This is a genomic window from Pseudomonas sp. RT4P38 (genome assembly GCF_054897765.1).
The window spans coordinates 1,265,668-1,280,306 of sequence record NZ_CM142703.1; the positions used below are offsets into that span (position 1 = coordinate 1,265,668).

Below are 14,639 nucleotides of genomic sequence, written 5' to 3' on the forward strand. Positions count from 1 at the left end.
CTGGGGATTGGCTTACTTGACGGTCGAATAATCCACGCCGTACCACTTGGTCGACAGCTTGGTCAGCGTGCCGTCCTTGTGCATCTCGCCGATGATTTGACCGAGCTTGGCCTTCAATTCCGCGTCACCCTTGTCGGTGGCAATGGCCAGGGGTTCGTAGAACACCACGCCGTTGTCGACCGCACGCAGCGGGTAATTTTTCTTGATGGCCGCTTCCAGCGTGCTGCGCTGAGTGAGGATGCCGTCGAGACGAACGCCATCGCCCAGTCGCAAGTCATCCAACGGTCCAAGGGAGCCGGCATAGGTTTTCATCTTTTTGGTCTGTACGTCGTAGGTGACGGGGGGCAGGTCCGTCGCTTCGATGGCCAGCGCCTGGTTCAGGTAATCCTCGGACGTGGTGCCGCCTTCGACACCGATCGTTTTGCCATTGAGAGCTTTGTGGTCGGTGAGTGTGGATTTGTTGTGTACCGCAAACACATAGGGCACGTAGTAGTAGGTCGCGGGGAAGTCGAGAATTCGCGCGCGACTTTTAGTGGCGGTCATCGAGCCCACGGACATGTCCCAGCGCCCGTTCCACTTGCCGGCGGTGATCACGTCCCAATCAGGGGTGATGAACTTGACCTCGACGCCGAGACGCTTGGCGATCTCCTTGGAAACGTCGATATCAAACCCATCGATTTCATTCTTGTCGTTGATAAACCCTTGGGGTGGCCAGGTCGCCGACGTGGCGACGGTCATTGTTTTACTGCTCTGGATTTTGTCCAGTACGGCTCCAGCGTTGGCGACGCCGACGAACACCAGCGACATTGCGGCTGCGATTACGTGTTTTTTGCTGACCATGTCCATCTCCACTTATCGTTATTGTTATGAAGGGGCAAAGCGGCGCTCAGTGACCAATGATCTGTGACAGGAATTTCTGTGCGCGTTCGGTTTGCGGATTGTTGAAAAACTCGGAAGGGGTGGCTTGTTCGATGACCTGGCCCTGGTCCATGAACAGCACGCGGTCGGCGACCTTGCTGGCAAAACCCATTTCGTGGGTTACGCAAATCATGGTCATGCCGTCGGTGGCCAACTCACCCATCACGTCCAGCACTTCGTGGACCATTTCCGGATCGAGGGCCGAGGTGGGTTCGTCGAACAGCATCACTTTGGGGTTCATGCACAGCGCCCGGGCAATCGCCACGCGTTGCTGCTGACCACCGGACAGTTGCGAAGGGTACTTGTCAGCGTGTTCGGCAATTCGCACCCGCTCCAGGTAGACCTGAGCGCGCTTCTTCGCCTCGGCAGATGTCACGCCTTGCACCAGTTGCGGGGCCAGGGTCAGGTTGTCCATCACGCTTAAGTGTGGGAACAGGTTGAAGCTCTGGAACACCATGCCGATTTCCCGGCGCACCGCGCTGACACTTTCTGCTTCGCTGGTGAGGGTGATGCCGTTGACCTGAATATGGCCTTTCTGGAAATTCTCCAGATGGTTGATGCAACGAATCATCGTCGACTTGCCCGAGCCTGACGGCCCACACACCACCAGGATTTCGCCCGTGGCGACGTTCAGGTCGACATCGCGCAACGCGTGAAAATCGCCGTACCACTTGTTCAGGCCGGTGATGGAAATCATTGAAGGACGGGGTTTCGCAGCAGGCGCAAGGTTGAGTTGTTCAGCGGTATTGGTTCGAGTTATCACGCATCAACCCCTGGCAATGGATCGGTTGACCCGTTTTTCGATCCGCGCCTGCACCCGTTCGAGGATGAACGACAGGGCCCAGTAAATCATCGCGGCGGTGATCAGCATTTCCAGGTGGCGGAAGTCCGCGCGGCCCTGGGTCTTGGCCAGGTACATCAATTCCCAAACGCCGATCACCGACACCAGCGAACTGTCCTTGAGCATGGCGATGAACTGGTTGCCGGTGGGCGGGATGATCACCCGCAAGGCTTGCGGCATGATCACCCGGCTCAGGGTCTTGAACGGGCTAATGCCCAGGGCTCGTGAGGCTTCCCACTGACCCACCGGAATGCTCTGGATGCCCGCACGAAAAATCTCGGTCATGTAGGCGCCGTAGCACAGCGACAACGCGAGGATGCCGGCCGGCACCGCGTCCACCACATAACCCAGTTGCGGCAGCCCGAGGTAAATCAGGTAGATCTGGATCAGCAGCGGAACACCGCGAAAAAACGAGGTGTAGAACGAGGCGATGGCGTTGGCCAGGCCGTTGTTCGACAGCTTGGCCACGGCACCGATCAACGCCAGCACGAAGGCAATCACGATCGCCACGGCGGAGATGTATAGCGTGGTCGCGGCGCCCTGGATGATCAGGAAACTGATCTTGTCGAGGATGAAGCTGTAGGAAAGGTCGAAGGTGTCGAAGAACGCCAGGAACAGGATCAGCAGTTCGATCCATACCACGGTGGTCTGCACCTTGAATTTCAAGCGTCCGAGGACGTGAAAATTCAGCGTGCCCAGTGCGGCAATCGCCAAGCCTATTGCGATATTGCGAGCGGTCAGGTTGTCCGGAGCATTGCCCAACAGCGGATGCAGGAAATGACTGAGGGCGCTGTTACCCAGGTTCATCAAGTAGGAGCCGAGAAACAGCACCACGGCTACGCCAAGCAGGAATTGAGGATCATTGGACTTTTTTTTATAAATTATATTGTCGTGATACATGACTGCCTCAGGCTTGTAGGTGGTAGTGATCTCGCTTGGTAAAAGGGGTATTTGGTCAGTATTGCGACGCAAAATCGGGGACTACAAGCGAACATAATTCGCTATGTCAGTCCCTGATCGTAGTTTGCTTTTCAGGAAAGCTTCGCCAGGCAGGCCTCGAGGATGTCCAGCCCTTCCTCCAGCACCGCTGCCTCGGTAGTCAGCGGTGCCAGCAGCCGAATGATGTTTCGCGACTTGCCGCTGGGCATCAGCAGTAAACCCGCGTCGCGGGCCAGGGCCAGCAATTGGGTCAACTGCGCTGAGGCGGGTGTGCCGTCGGGATTGATCAGTTCGATACCGCGCATCGCGCCAACGCCGGTCAAGCGGCCCAGAAACGGGGAAAGCTTGTTGGCGCGCCAGGCTTCATAGCGGCTGACGATGGCTTCTTCCTGTTGCGAGCCCCAGGCGTGCAGGTTCGCATCGGTCATCTCGTCCAGGGTTGCCAGTGCTGCGGCGCAGGCAATCGGGTTGCCTGAATAGGTGCCGCCCAGTCCGCCCTTGGGCAAGGTGTCGAGCAGCGACTTGCGCCCGACCACCGCGCCTAGTGGTATGCCGCCAGCAATGCTTTTAGCGAGCAGGATCAGATCGGGTTCAATGCCCAGTCGCGAGAAGGCAAAACGCTCACCAGTGCGACCGAAGCCGGACTGGATTTCATCAGCGATCAGCAGGATGTTTTTTTCATCGCAGAAGCGGCGTAGCGCCTGGGCGAACTCGACGTCCAGCGTCAGGAAGCCAGCTTCACCTTGCACCGGTTCGACGATAAAACAGGCGACGTCGTCGATGTCGATCTCGACGCTGAATAGACGGTCCATGGCCTTCAGGGCCTCGGCGCAGGTCACGCCGTTATCTTTGCTCGGGTATGGCAAGTGAAACACCGGCCCCGGCAGCACACCGACTTTCTGTTTGTAAGGTGCGACTTTGCCGTTGAGGTTGAGCGTGGCGAGGGTGCGGCCATGGAAGGCGCCATCGAAGGCGATGACGGCCGTGCGGCCGGTCGCGCCTCGGACGATCTTCAAGGCGTTTTCCGCTGCTTCCGCGCCGCTGTTGGTGAGCATGCCGCTGACCGGGTAGTCCACCGGAATAAACGCGGTGAGACGATCCATCAGTTCGATGTAGGGCGCATGCGGAGCGGCGTTGAACGCGTAGTGAGTCAGCCGGGTGGCTTGTTCGCGAATAGCCTCGACGATGCGCGGATGGCAATGGCCGAGGTTCAATACACCGATGCCGCCGACGAAGTCGATGTAGCGTTTGCCATCGGTGTCCCAGACCTCGGCATTTTTGCCGTGGCTGAGCGTGACGGGGTGAACGATGTTGATCGACTGGCTGATGGTTTCGCTGCTCATGGATGACCGACTCTGAAGAAGGGATGCTTCTTTTTATCTAAGCCGTGAGCAGAGGTGCCCGGCAAACGAAATAAAGTCGCCGGGTCAATCTTAAAAGTCGGGATGTGTTGGGTGGGCGTGGAGTCAGCGACGAGTCAGCGGCTGCTGAGTGAACTTCACTCCAGCCAAACCATGAGCAATCAACGCGCGGATATTGCTGTGGTCGCTGCCTTCAGGCGTCGCCACCACCGAGCGATAATGTTCGCCAAACGCTAACAGCGCTTCTTCATCGCTCAGACCTTCCAGCAGCGCCAGACCCAGGGTCTTGCACGAGCCTTCGTTCTGCCCGGCTGCGTTTTCCACGCCGCCGTTGTTGAAAGCCTGAGGCTGGTAGTCGTAGCCGGCGGCAATGAGCGCCAGGGTGTCGGCAAAAACGTGTTCGCCGCTCTTGAGGCGGGTGCGCAGGGTGTTCAAATCACTCATTGGGTTTTCCTTTGGCGAACGCCGCTTGTTGTTCGGCGTTGGCTTCTTGCTGGTATTGGGCTTTCCACTCGGCGTACGGCATGCCGTAAACCACTTCGCGGGCGTCATCGAGGCTGACCTCGATCTGGCGTTCATCGGCAGCGGCCTTGTACCACTTGGACAAGCAGTTACGGCAGAAACCGGAGAGGTTCATCAGGTCGATGTTCTGCACATCCTTGCGGCTGTCCAGGTGGGCGACCAACCGGCGAAAGGCGGCGGCTTCGAGTTCCAGGCGTTGTTGATCGGTCATGGCGGGCTCTGTGCAATCAAATCGTGCGCGGATGATAAAAGTCTGACGAGCAATGCGCCAGACGCGGTCAGCGGCTCGCGGCCAGGGTAATCGACACCGACTCGGCGAATCGCAGGGCGTGGGGCTTGTCGACTTCGACCTCGGCGTACAACACCGACTCGTTGGCCATGACCAGATCGAGAATTTCCTGAGTCAGGCGTTCGAGCAGGGCGAAACGATTGCCTTCCACGTGGGCGATGATCGCCTTGGTGATGGTGCGGTAATTCAGTGCGTGATCGATGTCGTTGTCACGCACCGCTTCCTGAGCGGCATACAGGATGGTCAGGTTGATCAGCACATCCTGCTTGTTGAGGATTTCATCCTCGTTGATGCCGATGAAGGTCCGCAGGCACAGGTCCTTGACCCGGATGCGTGCCGTTCCTGGTTGAAGTTGTGGCATTGCTACTTGCTCCGTCCAATCAATTGCAGGAACTCCTGGCGGGTGTTGCTCGAGTCGCGGAAGGCGCCGAGCATCACCGAGGTGTTCATGGTCGAATTCTGTTTCTCGACGCCGCGCATCATCATGCACATGTGCTTGGCTTCGATGACCACCGCGACGCCCGCCGCGCCGGTCACTTGCTGCACCGCGTCGGCGATTTGCCGGGTGAGGTTTTCCTGGATTTGCAGGCGACGGGCGAACATGTCCACCAGTCGCGCAATCTTCGACAGGCCCAGCACCTTGCCCGTTGGAATATAAGCCACATGCGCCTTGCCGATGAAGGGCAGCATGTGATGTTCGCAGAGCGAGTACAGCTCGATGTTGTCGACGATGATCATTTCATCGTTGTCAGAAGCGAACAGCGCGCCGTTGACGATCTCTTCGACGCTTTGCTCGTAACCATGGCAGAGGTACTGCATGGCTTTTGCCGCGCGAGCCGGGGTGTCTTGCAGGCCCTCGCGGTCGGGGTTTTCACCGAGGCCGATGAGGATCTCGCGATAGCTCTGGGACAGGGAATTCTGGGGCAGGGATAACGTCATGGAGCATCCTCGCGGGACAGCTTACTTGATGTGCCGTCCGCCGTTGACGGTCAGGGTCGTGCCGGTGACATAAGGGTTGTCGAGCAAATAGCGCAAGCTCTGGTAGATCACTTCGCTGCCGGGTTCGATACCCAGCGCGGACTTGGCCAGTGCCTTGGCGCGGTACGCCGCGTCGTCGTCAGGGTTGAACAGTAGCAGGGCTGGCGCGATGCCGTTGACCTTGATTGTCGGCGCGTATTTCGCGGCGAAGGACAAGGTGAGGCTGTCGAGCCCGGCTTTGCTGGCGCAGTAGCCGATGTGCTTGCTGCTGCCCTTGCGGGTCACGTCGTCGCCGATGTGCACGATGTCGGCGGGGCTTGAGCGTTGCAGCATGTCGGCACAGTGCAGGTTGATCAGGTAAGGCGCCAGCATGTGCACGCTGAACATGCGGGTGAAGGCCGCAGCGTCGGTGTCGGGGGTTTCGGCCAGCCATTCGGAGGCGTTATGGACAATCGCCCGCAGGCTGTCGGTGTGGTTTTTCAGTTCGCTGATGAACGCGACGATCCCGGCTTCAGTGGAGAAGTCTGCAAACACTGCGGTCGCCCCCAGGTCGCGCAGGGTTTGCACACCGGGGCGTTCACTGCGGTAGCTGAAGATCACCGGCTGGCCATCCTCAAGCAAACGCTGCGCACAGTGCAGGCCGACACGTTGGCCGGCACCGGTGATGAGGATCGGGGCTGCGGAAGAGGTCATGAACGGCTCGCGTCGCGGTAAGAGCAAAACTATACCAGCGACGAGCCGTAAGGTGGCTTTTGTAAGGATCAGTGATTTTGGGTGGTGGGCTCGACGGGCAAGCGCCGACGCGGCGTGGTGTTCAGCCAGCCGGCCAGCACATGAGTCGACAGCGGAATGAAGAAGTAGACCATCAGCGGCGTCAGGCACAGGGTGCTGATGAACACACGGCTCAGCAGGCTCGTTTCCGCCAGCAACGGCCCCAGGACAAAGTTGAACAGCAGGGAAACCGGAAAGAACGCCAACCAGATCGCCACGGCCTGTTTCCAGCGTGGTGGGCGCTGGCCGGCCGCGCCGAACCAGCCTTCGATGCCGCTGACCCGATGTTCCGTTGGGTGGGCGAACAAGTCGCTGCCGCGTCCGAGCCAGGTGGTGCGCGACACAGAATGCTCCCAGGCGTGCAGGGTCTGCTCGTCGGCGAAGCGGAAGATAATCTGGAATTCGTCATCGTCGGGCGGCGGAGCGAGCACGCCAGAACCGAGGTAGCCGGGAAAATCGGTGGCCAGTTGTTCGCCTTCGTGCAACCAGGCGATCAGGTCTTGATAACGCCCATCGGCGACGCGGCGCGCAACCATCAGCGTGACGGGTGAGGTAGACATTGTGTATCTCCGTATGACAATCGCGTCGCTCCGGATAGGAGTTTCGCCAGGCGCAGCGCCGGGGTGGTGGGCTGCGTCTTGGAACAAGCAAGGATTATTCCTGATTCTGCCGGGTACGTCAGTGATATTCATTGCCATTAACGTCTTGAAGGGTGTGGGGGCAGGAGAGGTAGAATGGGATCCAATTTATACATGGACGTAGACCTTTAAAATGCCTGTCCTGACTGACGTTGTCCCGGGATTGCAGCCCGGTGTTCCTCTCAAAGAGGAACTGTTTCCGATTCGCGAAGTGGCGCGCCTGACCGGAGTCAACCCGGTCACACTACGCGCATGGGAACGCCGCTATGGGCTGATACAGCCCGCGCGCACCGAAAGTGGGCACCGCTTGTATTCGATGACCGATATCGATCGGGTTCGCAGCATCCTCGGCTGGATCGAGCGCGGCGTTGCTGTCAGTAGAGTCGGCAAGATACTGGCCAGGATTGCACCGCTTCAAACGCTGTCGCACATCATCCCGAATGAACTCGCGCAAGCTGACTACACGCAATGGCAGCAGCAAGTTCAGGTGGTGGTGAGTGCCTTTGACGAGGTTCGATTGGAGCATGTCTATGGACAGATCTTTTCCAATTACCCTCTGACTGTCGTGTTTCAGGACATTCTGCTTCCACTCTGGAAGCAATTGCTGCAGCGCCATGACGCGTTCGGTCAGACCAGTGAGTGGCTTTTCTTGGATGGTTTTCTGCGTTCTCGAGTGTTGCAGCGACTGCTACTCGTGCGTGTCATGCAGCCGCGACGGGTGATTGTCTGCGCCCTGAACGATCAGTGTCGTGAACTCGAACTGCTGGTAACAGCGCTGTTTCTGAGCAGTGTCGATTCGGCCATTCAAGTGCTTGCTATCGGTCAGCCATTCGATGAATTGACTCTGGTCTGCGAGAGGGTCAAGCCCCAGGCGCTGGTGCTGGTTTCCAATCACGCGCCTGCGCTCAAGTTGCCACGGCGTTTGAATCGCCTGGCCTTGAGCCTGGATTGTCAGTTGATGCTGGCGGGGGATGCGTCCGATCTGGTGCAGGAGAACCTGGCTGGATCGTCGGTTGGATGTCTGGGTAACGAGGGAGTGGTCATGCGTCAGCGTCTGAAACAGTTCCTGACAGGCAACCTGGACACTTGAATCAGAGATGCATGGCCGGATGCGTCAGCCGATGCTGTTGAAGGATGTACTGGCGCAGACGCTCGGTTTCGTCCTTGTCACCCTGATTCAACTGATAGGCAAAGAAGCCGTTCGCGGTTTCTTTCTCGAAGGTGCCGCGCAACGCGATGCGCTCATAGCCAGACGGGCTGAACCACAAGGCGAAATGTTTGGGCGGTTTGGTCTTGTTGCGAACTTCCAGCAAGACCCCTTTGAACGACACTTCGTGCACCCACATCGTACCGGGCTGGCCATTGGCATTCTCCAGCGCTACCGGTTCTTCGAGTACCAGGCGCCATGGCCGGACCATCGGTCCGTCTTCATAGATGCTGGGGACGCCGAGGCGTAAATGCATTGCGTGAAATTCGTCTTCCACCAGGTGCAGCGGGAAGGTCATTTGCTGATTTTCGAAGTTGGCCTGAATGGTGACTTGCTCATGAGCGGCAAGGCGCGTGAGCAGGTCACGAATCTGTGAACCACCGTTGACGAGCAGGCTCGACGTCGCATCCCGCACATTGAGTTGCGGGTTGTGTTGCATTTTCTGGATAAAATCCAGCTCATCCTGGGTCAGGAGTGCGTCGCGTTGCATGATCTGCTCGACAGAAAAAGTTACAAAGTCACCGGTGATTGTAGTTAATGACATTCAATTCTTGGTTTTGTTTTCGCCGTTCGTCGCTTTTAGTGCGGCAAGCTCGGCCTGGACCTCAGCCAATTGCGCCTCCAACTGCGCGACTCGCTGCTGCGCCTTGACCTGAACGGTGACGTCTTTCTGCACACCGACAAAATAAGTCTGCCCGTCGCTCGGGTTCTTCACCGTCGAAAGGGACAGCTCGTTCCAGAACGGCGTGCCGTCCCTGCGGTAATTCCTGAGGATTTCCCGGCAGGAACCGCCGCTGCTCAACGCCTCGCGAATCAATGGGAGAGCTTCCTGGTCGCGGTCTCCGGACTGAAGAAAACGGCAATCCTGGTAGAGGATTTCTTCGCTGGTGTAACCCGTCAGGCGTTCGAATGCCGGGTTGACGTAAATCAGGATGTTGTCCTGCTCGCCTTCCTTTTCGGAAATCACGATGCCGTCGTTGGAAGCGTTGATCACCAGTTGCAGCAGTTGGGCGTTAATCATCGGAGAGTCCTTTCCAATTTGATTGTGGGATGCATTCTAAAAGAAGCACTGTCTACTGACCATCAGCGTTAATTGAGAGTCAATCGCAGCTTTTTTGCCACGGCTGTTAATATCCCCGTCTTTTTACTCAGCTTCAGGATCAGATTGATGAAAGTCGCCATCCTTTCCGGCTCGGTGTACGGCACGGCTGAAGAAGTCGCCCGCCACGCCGCGAGCATTTTGAACGCCGCGGGTTTCGAAGCCTGGCACAACCCGCGTGCGAGCCTCGCCGATGTTCAGGCCTTTGGCCCCGAAGCCTTCCTGGCGGTGACCTCGACCACTGGCATGGGCGAGTTGCCGGACAACCTGCAACCGTTGTATTTCGCAATTCGCGACCAGTTGCCGGCTGCCTGGCGTGGCTTGCCGGGCGCGGTAATCGGCCTCGGCGATGCGAGCTATGGCGACACCTTCTGCGGCGGCGGTGAGCAGATGCGCGAATTGTTCGGCGAACTGGGCATACGCGAAGTCCTGCCCATGCTGCGCCTGGACGCCAGTGAAAGCGTGACGCCGGAAACCGACGCCGAGCCTTGGCTGGCGGAGCTGGTCAGCGCTCTGCGGAGCTGACCGGCCGCTCGCGCAGCAAGGCGAGCCAGGCTTGCGCGGCTTTTGACAGGTACGCGCCCTGACGCCAGATGAAGGCGATGTCCCAACGCAGATAGCTCGGCGCGTTCAACGTCGGGCGCACCACGCCTGGCCGCACCAGCCCGCGAGCGACCACGTGGGGCAACAACACCACACCTTGACCCGCGGCCACCAGCGCCGCGAGAAAATCCGCCTGACCGCTGCGGCTACCTTCCTTGGGCGTTAATCCCAGCTGCTGGCAGGCTTGCAGCAAATGTTTGGTGGCGGGGTTAGTCATGGTTCTGACGGGGCTGCTGAACCTGTTCGCCGCATCGTTGTTGGCGGCAGTACTTTGACGTGGATCCAGCGTCGTTGGCGTACTGACTCGCTAGGCCATCAAGCTGGCTGCCAATGCAACTACACGATTCCCGGGGCGTGACTAGACTGCTGTAACGTCGGTAAACAATAGAAACCCCAAGAATAAAAATTAGAGGTTCCTTGCCGTGAACGTAGCCCCCGCCCAATCACCACACAGTGTCAAAGACCAGGTCAGCGCCGCCGAATGGCAGACCCGTGTCGACCTCGCTGCCTGCTATCGTCTGGTCGCCCTGCATGGTTGGGATGATCTGATTTTCACCCACATCTCGGCCAAGGTGCCCGGTACCGAAGACTTTCTGATCAACCCGTTCGGGTTGATGTTTCACGAGATCACCGCGTCGAGCCTGGTCAAAGTCGATCAGGCTGGCAACAAGTTGATGGACAGCCTCTACGAGATCAACCCGGCGGGTTACACCATCCACAGCGCGGTGCACGAGGTTCGTCACGATGTCGTCTGCGTGCTGCACACCCATACCGCGGCGGGTGTCGCGGTATCGGCGCAGAAACAAGGCATTTTGCCGATCAGTCAACAGTCGTTGTTTGTCCTGTCCAGCCTGGCTTATCACGCCTACGAAGGTGTTGCGCTAAACCATGAAGAGAAGGCGCGACTGCAAGCCGACCTTGGCGAAAACAATTTTTTGATGCTGCATAACCACGGTCTGCTGACCTGTGGCGCTACCATCGCCGACACGTTCCTGATGATGTTTACCTTCCAGCGTGCCTGCGATATCCAGGTGCTGGCGCAGAACGGTGGCGCCGAACTGATCGCCATCGAACCGCAGATTCTGGCGGGCGCCAAGGCGATGATCGCCGGCGTCACCAAAAGCGCTCAAGGGATGGGCGGCGCACTGGCCTGGCCAGCGCTGCTGCGCAAACTCGATAAACAAAACCCGGGTTATAAACGCTAATGCCTCTCGCCGAGATCCCCCTGAGTGTCTGGCGCAAGCGCGGCCAGACGTTCGTATTCCGTGGCCAGACCATCCGTTACTGGACGGCGGGGCAGGGTGAGCCACTGTTGCTCATTCATGGCTTCCCCACCGCCAGTTGGGACTGGCATTTCCTGTGGCAGCCGTTGACCCAGCGCTATCGGGTAATTGCCTGCGACATGCTCGGCTTCGGTGATTCCGCCAAACCGGTGGACCACGAATACAGCCTGCTGGAGCAAGCCGATCTGCAACAGGCCTTGCTGGCACACGTGAACGTCGAGCAGCCGGTGCACCTGTTGGCCCACGATTATGGCGACAGCGTGGCCCAGGAACTGTTGGCCCGGCATTACGAAGCGCGCATTGATATAGCCAGTTGTGTGTTCCTCAATGGCGGCCTCTTTCCCGAAACCCATCGCCCGATACTGATGCAAAAACTCCTGCTCAGCCCCTTGGGCTGGATGATGGGGCGAGCCTTTTCCCGTGACGGTCTGGTGAAGAGTTTCCGGCAGATCTTCGGTCCGCAGAGCCGTCCCACCGAGAGCGAAATGGATGATTTCTGGAGCCTGATCGAGAGCAATCACGGGCCACGGATCATGCACAAATTGATCGCCTACATCCCTGAGCGGCGTGCCCAGCGCGAGCGTTGGGTCGCAGCCATGCAACGTGGAGAAGTGCAGTTGCGGGTAATCGATGGTGAAGTCGATCCGATCTCCGGCGCGCACATGGTCGCGCGCTATCGGGAACTGATTCCGAATCCGGACACGGTCTTGTTGCCCGGCATTGGCCACTACCCTCAGACCGAGGCGCCTGGGCAGGTGCTCAAGCACTATCTGGAGTTTCGCGATCAGCTGGGTTCAACGTCGCGCAGGGTCGCCTGCTCCTGATTATCCCCCAGCCTTATTGCGCACCATTCAGCCTCACCCCAGTTCATTGTGACCCGCATCGCCGTGCCTGACACTCGGACTCATTGTCCCCTGGCCTGCTGGAGTCCCCCAATGAATGAGTCTGTGCGCTTCGAAGATAAAGTGGTGATCATCACGGGTGCAGGCGGCGGCCTGGGCCGGGCGCACGCGCTGCTGTTCGCCAAACAGGGTGCCAAGGTGCTGGTCAACGATCTCGGCGGCTCGGCTCAAGGCGAAGGTGCAAACGCATCGTCGGCAGACCGAGTGGTGGCCGAAATTCGCGAGGCAGGTGGCATCGCCGAGGCCAACCATGACTCCGTCACCGACGGCGACAAAATCGTTCAGCACGCCCTCGACGCTTTTGGCCGTGTCGACGTGGTGGTCAACAACGCCGGGATTCTGCGGGACAAGACCTTCCACAAAATGGACGACGGCGACTGGGACCTGGTTTACCGCGTCCACGTCGAAGGCGCCTACAAAGTCACCCGCGCCGCCTGGCCGCACCTGCGCGAGCAAAACTACGGGCGCATCATCTTCACTGCTTCGACCTCGGGCATTTACGGCAACTTCGGCCAGTCCAACTACGGCATGGCCAAACTCGGCCTCTACGGCCTGACCCGCACACTGGCCATCGAAGGCCGCAAGAACAACATCCTGGTCAACGCCATCGCCCCCACCGGCGGCACCCGCATGACCGAAGGCCTGATCCCGCCGCAAGTCTTTGAACAACTCAAACCTGAGCTGGTCAGCCCGCTTGTGGTGTACCTCGCCAGCGAGAACTGCCAGGAAACCTCAGGGTTGTTTGAAGTCGGCGGCGGCTGGATGGGCAAGGTCCGCTGGGAACGAAGCCTCGGCGCCGGTTTTGATCCACGGGTCGGTTTCTCACCCGAAGATGTGGCGGCACATTGGCAACAGATCTGCGATTTCGAAGGCGCGGCGCATCCGAAGGACAACGTTGAAGCGTTGAAGGAAATGATGGGGAATTTGCAGAAGTATTCGCTTTGATGGAGATCAGCAAGATCAGGAGTTTGACCTTGCTGACTTCTAATACTCGGACCTGAAGTCTGGTTTGCAGCGGTTTTCAAGGAAAATACTTGTGAACCAATGCCGCCAGATTCGCTGCCGTTTGCGCGTCCATGATCCCGTCGTACGTTTGCGGGCGAAAGTGCAACTGAAAGGCCCTAACCAGTTGTGTAAAGCCTTGTTCGGTTGACGCACCGGAAACGTCGTACCCGTAAGTCTTGAACAGTTTGAGCAATTCGGTTCGGGCTGGAATGCCGGTCTCGCAATATTGCTGCAGATAGGTGTCTCGGGTGGCATCGTCGAACCAGGCACCGACGCCTTTCAAGTAAAGGGCATGCCAGGGGAATTTCGGCCCTGGATCACTCTTACGGCCGACCGCAATATCCGAGTGTCCCAGAACAAGGGTCGGGCTGATGTCCGGGTAGCGTTCAAGGATGTTCAGCGCCAGCTCTTCAATGGCGGATATTTGTTCTGGGTGATACGGCGGAAAGTTGAAAACCCCTTGGCTAAACGTTGCAAGGTTGACGATTTCAATGCCGATAGACGTGTCGTTGAGATTGCTTCGGTTGCCCCAGTGACTGACACCCGCATGCCACGCGCGATTGGTTTCGTCCACGAGATTGAAGACTTCCTGCCCGGTATAACCTGCTTTCAAGTAGCTCGGATCGGTGATGTCGGGAACCAGATAGTGGGCGCTGACATTCGGGCCGGTTAGTGCATTGACCGAACTGGAGAAGTTACCGGCTGTGTAGTGGAAAATCAGAAAGCGTACGCGAGTGTTAAAACTTTTAGTGGTGCGGTACTTGTTGTAGTCAATGGGTTTCATGAAGAGAATGCTCGCAATGAATTAGGTTAGTGTCAGCGCGCAATTACAAATGAATGGCTGACTTGTCATTAACCTTAATCGTTGACGTGGTTCGTGTTGTTACAGAACGATGTAGTCGATTTCCGAGAGGTGTGTAGGTGGTAGATAGTCTCTCACTGGTTCGCATGAATACTGGCTGCGAATGGGCAGTATAAGAAGCAAGCACGAATGCTTGCTTCTTTGTTTGGATTACTGTGCTTCAGGTTTGAAGCCTGGTTTGCCGTTGGCTGCTCGCCATTGTTTGAAGATATTTACTACGCCGTTTGGACTGTCTTCCACACCCTCTTCTGGGTGGCACAATACATCTGATGCGGTGGGGTGTTCAGAGGTGCTAATTATGTTTTCAAAGATGCTGTCGTGCTCATCCTCTGATGAGTAGTCTCCTTCAAATAACGAGCCTACAAGGATTAGATATTCGTGCTCTGTGTAATCTTCAAATTTGTTTTTTAACATCATATTT

Annotated in this window: 19 protein-coding genes and 1 pseudogene; 5 read left to right on the forward strand and 15 right to left on the reverse strand. The window is 57.9% G+C overall.

The window, feature by feature from the left end; all coding sequences use genetic code 11:
• Window positions 1-12 precede the first annotated feature (12 nt).
• From ACYZT7_RS05810 to ACYZT7_RS05855, 10 genes are all read right to left on the reverse strand, one after another.
• Window positions 13-840, reverse strand: a complete 828-nt coding sequence (locus ACYZT7_RS05810) for a transporter substrate-binding domain-containing protein (protein ID WP_462040289.1) — start codon at window positions 838-840, stop codon at window positions 13-15.
• Window positions 841-886: 46 nt separating this feature from the next.
• Window positions 887-1,615, reverse strand: coding sequence for an amino acid ABC transporter ATP-binding protein (locus ACYZT7_RS05815; RefSeq protein WP_156400834.1), 729 nt, complete (start codon window positions 1,613-1,615; stop codon window positions 887-889).
• A gap of 69 nt (window positions 1,616-1,684) precedes the next feature.
• Window positions 1,685-2,659, reverse strand: coding sequence for an amino acid ABC transporter permease (locus ACYZT7_RS05820; protein ID WP_462040290.1), 975 nt, complete (start codon window positions 2,657-2,659; stop codon window positions 1,685-1,687).
• 131 nt (window positions 2,660-2,790) lie between these two features.
• The gene (locus tag ACYZT7_RS05825; protein WP_462040291.1) at window positions 2,791-4,041 is read right to left on the reverse strand and encodes a 2-aminoadipate transaminase; all 1,251 of its coding nucleotides are present in this window, start codon (window positions 4,039-4,041) and stop codon (window positions 2,791-2,793) included.
• 123 nt (window positions 4,042-4,164) lie between these two features.
• Window positions 4,165-4,503, reverse strand: a complete 339-nt coding sequence (locus tag ACYZT7_RS05830) for a HopJ type III effector protein (RefSeq protein ID WP_449643776.1) — start codon at window positions 4,501-4,503, stop codon at window positions 4,165-4,167.
• Window positions 4,496-4,792, reverse strand: a complete 297-nt coding sequence (locus tag ACYZT7_RS05835) for a DUF1244 domain-containing protein (protein ID WP_008150700.1) — start codon at window positions 4,790-4,792, stop codon at window positions 4,496-4,498. The genes ACYZT7_RS05830 and ACYZT7_RS05835 overlap by 8 nt, the downstream gene beginning before the upstream one ends.
• Before the next feature lie 67 nt (window positions 4,793-4,859).
• A complete protein-coding gene (gene folX / locus ACYZT7_RS05840) occupies window positions 4,860-5,231 on the reverse strand; it encodes a dihydroneopterin triphosphate 2'-epimerase (RefSeq protein WP_129438421.1) in 372 nt (123 codons plus the stop codon).
• A 2-nt stretch (window positions 5,232-5,233) separates the two neighbouring features.
• Window positions 5,234-5,809: a GTP cyclohydrolase I FolE gene (folE, locus tag ACYZT7_RS05845; protein ID WP_461968632.1), complete on the reverse strand. Its 576-nt coding sequence runs from the start codon at window positions 5,807-5,809 to the stop codon at window positions 5,234-5,236.
• A 21-nt stretch (window positions 5,810-5,830) separates the two neighbouring features.
• Entirely contained in the window at window positions 5,831-6,541 is a 711-nt protein-coding gene (folM, locus tag ACYZT7_RS05850) for a dihydromonapterin reductase (protein ID WP_462040292.1), read from the reverse strand.
• Window positions 6,542-6,609: 68 nt separating this feature from the next.
• Entirely contained in the window at window positions 6,610-7,179 is a 570-nt protein-coding gene (locus tag ACYZT7_RS05855; protein WP_462040293.1) for an antibiotic biosynthesis monooxygenase, read from the reverse strand.
• 211 nt (window positions 7,180-7,390) lie between these two features.
• Between ACYZT7_RS05855 and ACYZT7_RS05860 the strand changes: the two genes are divergently transcribed.
• A complete protein-coding gene (locus ACYZT7_RS05860) occupies window positions 7,391-8,347 on the forward strand; it encodes a MerR family transcriptional regulator (RefSeq protein WP_462040294.1) in 957 nt (318 codons plus the stop codon).
• Between the two features lies 1 nt (window position 8,348).
• Here the strand turns inward: ACYZT7_RS05860 and ACYZT7_RS05865 are convergent, their stop codons facing one another.
• Both ACYZT7_RS05865 and ACYZT7_RS05870 read right to left on the reverse strand, forming a co-directional pair.
• Window positions 8,349-8,954, reverse strand: coding sequence for a hypothetical protein (locus ACYZT7_RS05865; RefSeq protein WP_462041745.1), 606 nt, complete (start codon window positions 8,952-8,954; stop codon window positions 8,349-8,351).
• A gap of 54 nt (window positions 8,955-9,008) precedes the next feature.
• Window positions 9,009-9,485, reverse strand: a complete 477-nt coding sequence (locus tag ACYZT7_RS05870) for a PAS domain-containing protein (protein ID WP_462040295.1) — start codon at window positions 9,483-9,485, stop codon at window positions 9,009-9,011.
• 147 nt (window positions 9,486-9,632) lie between these two features.
• On the opposite strand from ACYZT7_RS05870, the gene ACYZT7_RS05875 reads away from it, so the two are divergent.
• Window positions 9,633-10,088 carry a flavodoxin gene (locus tag ACYZT7_RS05875; protein WP_462040296.1) on the forward strand — a complete coding sequence of 152 codons (456 nt, stop codon included), beginning with the start codon at window positions 9,633-9,635 and terminating at the stop codon, window positions 10,086-10,088.
• Here ACYZT7_RS05875 and ACYZT7_RS05880 read toward each other — a convergent pair.
• A pseudogene (locus tag ACYZT7_RS05880) lies at window positions 10,069-10,359 on the reverse strand (LysR substrate-binding domain-containing protein); the annotation flags it as partial. The gene ACYZT7_RS05875 and the pseudogene ACYZT7_RS05880 overlap by 20 nt on opposite strands.
• Before the next feature lie 229 nt (window positions 10,360-10,588).
• On the opposite strand from ACYZT7_RS05880, the gene ACYZT7_RS05885 reads away from it, so the two are divergent.
• From ACYZT7_RS05885 to ACYZT7_RS05895, 3 genes are all read left to right on the forward strand, one after another.
• Window positions 10,589-11,371, forward strand: coding sequence for a class II aldolase/adducin family protein (locus tag ACYZT7_RS05885; protein ID WP_462040297.1), 783 nt, complete (start codon window positions 10,589-10,591; stop codon window positions 11,369-11,371).
• On the forward strand, window positions 11,371-12,273 hold the full coding sequence (locus ACYZT7_RS05890) for an alpha/beta fold hydrolase (RefSeq protein WP_462040298.1): 903 nt from the start codon (window positions 11,371-11,373) through the stop codon (window positions 12,271-12,273). Before ACYZT7_RS05885 ends, ACYZT7_RS05890 begins: the two co-directional genes overlap by 1 nt.
• A 111-nt stretch (window positions 12,274-12,384) precedes the next feature.
• Window positions 12,385-13,296: an SDR family oxidoreductase gene (locus ACYZT7_RS05895; protein ID WP_462040299.1), complete on the forward strand. Its 912-nt coding sequence runs from the start codon at window positions 12,385-12,387 to the stop codon at window positions 13,294-13,296.
• Window positions 13,297-13,372: 76 nt separating this feature from the next.
• Here ACYZT7_RS05895 and ACYZT7_RS05900 read toward each other — a convergent pair whose 3' ends face one another.
• Both ACYZT7_RS05900 and ACYZT7_RS05905 read right to left on the reverse strand, forming a co-directional pair.
• Window positions 13,373-14,140: an N-acetylmuramoyl-L-alanine amidase gene (locus ACYZT7_RS05900; RefSeq protein ID WP_462040300.1), complete on the reverse strand. Its 768-nt coding sequence runs from the start codon at window positions 14,138-14,140 to the stop codon at window positions 13,373-13,375.
• A 228-nt stretch (window positions 14,141-14,368) separates the two neighbouring features.
• Window positions 14,369-14,635, reverse strand: coding sequence for a bacteriocin immunity protein (locus tag ACYZT7_RS05905; RefSeq protein ID WP_462040301.1), 267 nt, complete (start codon window positions 14,633-14,635; stop codon window positions 14,369-14,371).
• Window positions 14,636-14,639 lie beyond the last annotated feature (4 nt).

Coding starts and splice junctions, on each gene's coding strand:
- ACYZT7_RS05860 (WP_462040294.1), top strand. CDS start 7,391: ATGCCTGTCCTGACTGACGTTGTCCCGGGATTGCAGCCCGGTGTTCCT.
- folM (WP_462040292.1), bottom strand. CDS start 6,541: ATGACCTCTTCCGCAGCCCCGATCCTCATCACCGGTGCCGGCCAACGT.
- ACYZT7_RS05820 (WP_462040290.1), bottom strand. CDS start 2,659: ATGTATCACGACAATATAATTTATAAAAAAAAGTCCAATGATCCTCAA.
- ACYZT7_RS05875 (WP_462040296.1), top strand. CDS start 9,633: ATGAAAGTCGCCATCCTTTCCGGCTCGGTGTACGGCACGGCTGAAGAA.
- ACYZT7_RS05810 (WP_462040289.1), bottom strand. CDS start 840: ATGGTCAGCAAAAAACACGTAATCGCAGCCGCAATGTCGCTGGTGTTC.
- folX (WP_129438421.1), bottom strand. CDS start 5,231: ATGCCACAACTTCAACCAGGAACGGCACGCATCCGGGTCAAGGACCTG.
- ACYZT7_RS05890 (WP_462040298.1), top strand. CDS start 11,371: ATGCCTCTCGCCGAGATCCCCCTGAGTGTCTGGCGCAAGCGCGGCCAG.
- ACYZT7_RS05830 (WP_449643776.1), bottom strand. CDS start 4,503: ATGAGTGATTTGAACACCCTGCGCACCCGCCTCAAGAGCGGCGAACAC.
- ACYZT7_RS05825 (WP_462040291.1), bottom strand. CDS start 4,041: ATGAGCAGCGAAACCATCAGCCAGTCGATCAACATCGTTCACCCCGTC.
- ACYZT7_RS05895 (WP_462040299.1), top strand. CDS start 12,385: ATGAATGAGTCTGTGCGCTTCGAAGATAAAGTGGTGATCATCACGGGT.
- ACYZT7_RS05865 (WP_462041745.1), bottom strand. CDS start 8,954: ATGCAACGCGACGCACTCCTGACCCAGGATGAGCTGGATTTTATCCAG.
- ACYZT7_RS05855 (WP_462040293.1), bottom strand. CDS start 7,179: ATGTCTACCTCACCCGTCACGCTGATGGTTGCGCGCCGCGTCGCCGAT.
- ACYZT7_RS05905 (WP_462040301.1), bottom strand. CDS start 14,635: ATGATGTTAAAAAACAAATTTGAAGATTACACAGAGCACGAATATCTA.
- ACYZT7_RS05835 (WP_008150700.1), bottom strand. CDS start 4,792: ATGACCGATCAACAACGCCTGGAACTCGAAGCCGCCGCCTTTCGCCGG.
- folE (WP_461968632.1), bottom strand. CDS start 5,809: ATGACGTTATCCCTGCCCCAGAATTCCCTGTCCCAGAGCTATCGCGAG.
- ACYZT7_RS05815 (WP_156400834.1), bottom strand. CDS start 1,615: ATGATTTCCATCACCGGCCTGAACAAGTGGTACGGCGATTTTCACGCG.
- ACYZT7_RS05870 (WP_462040295.1), bottom strand. CDS start 9,485: ATGATTAACGCCCAACTGCTGCAACTGGTGATCAACGCTTCCAACGAC.
- ACYZT7_RS05900 (WP_462040300.1), bottom strand. CDS start 14,140: ATGAAACCCATTGACTACAACAAGTACCGCACCACTAAAAGTTTTAAC.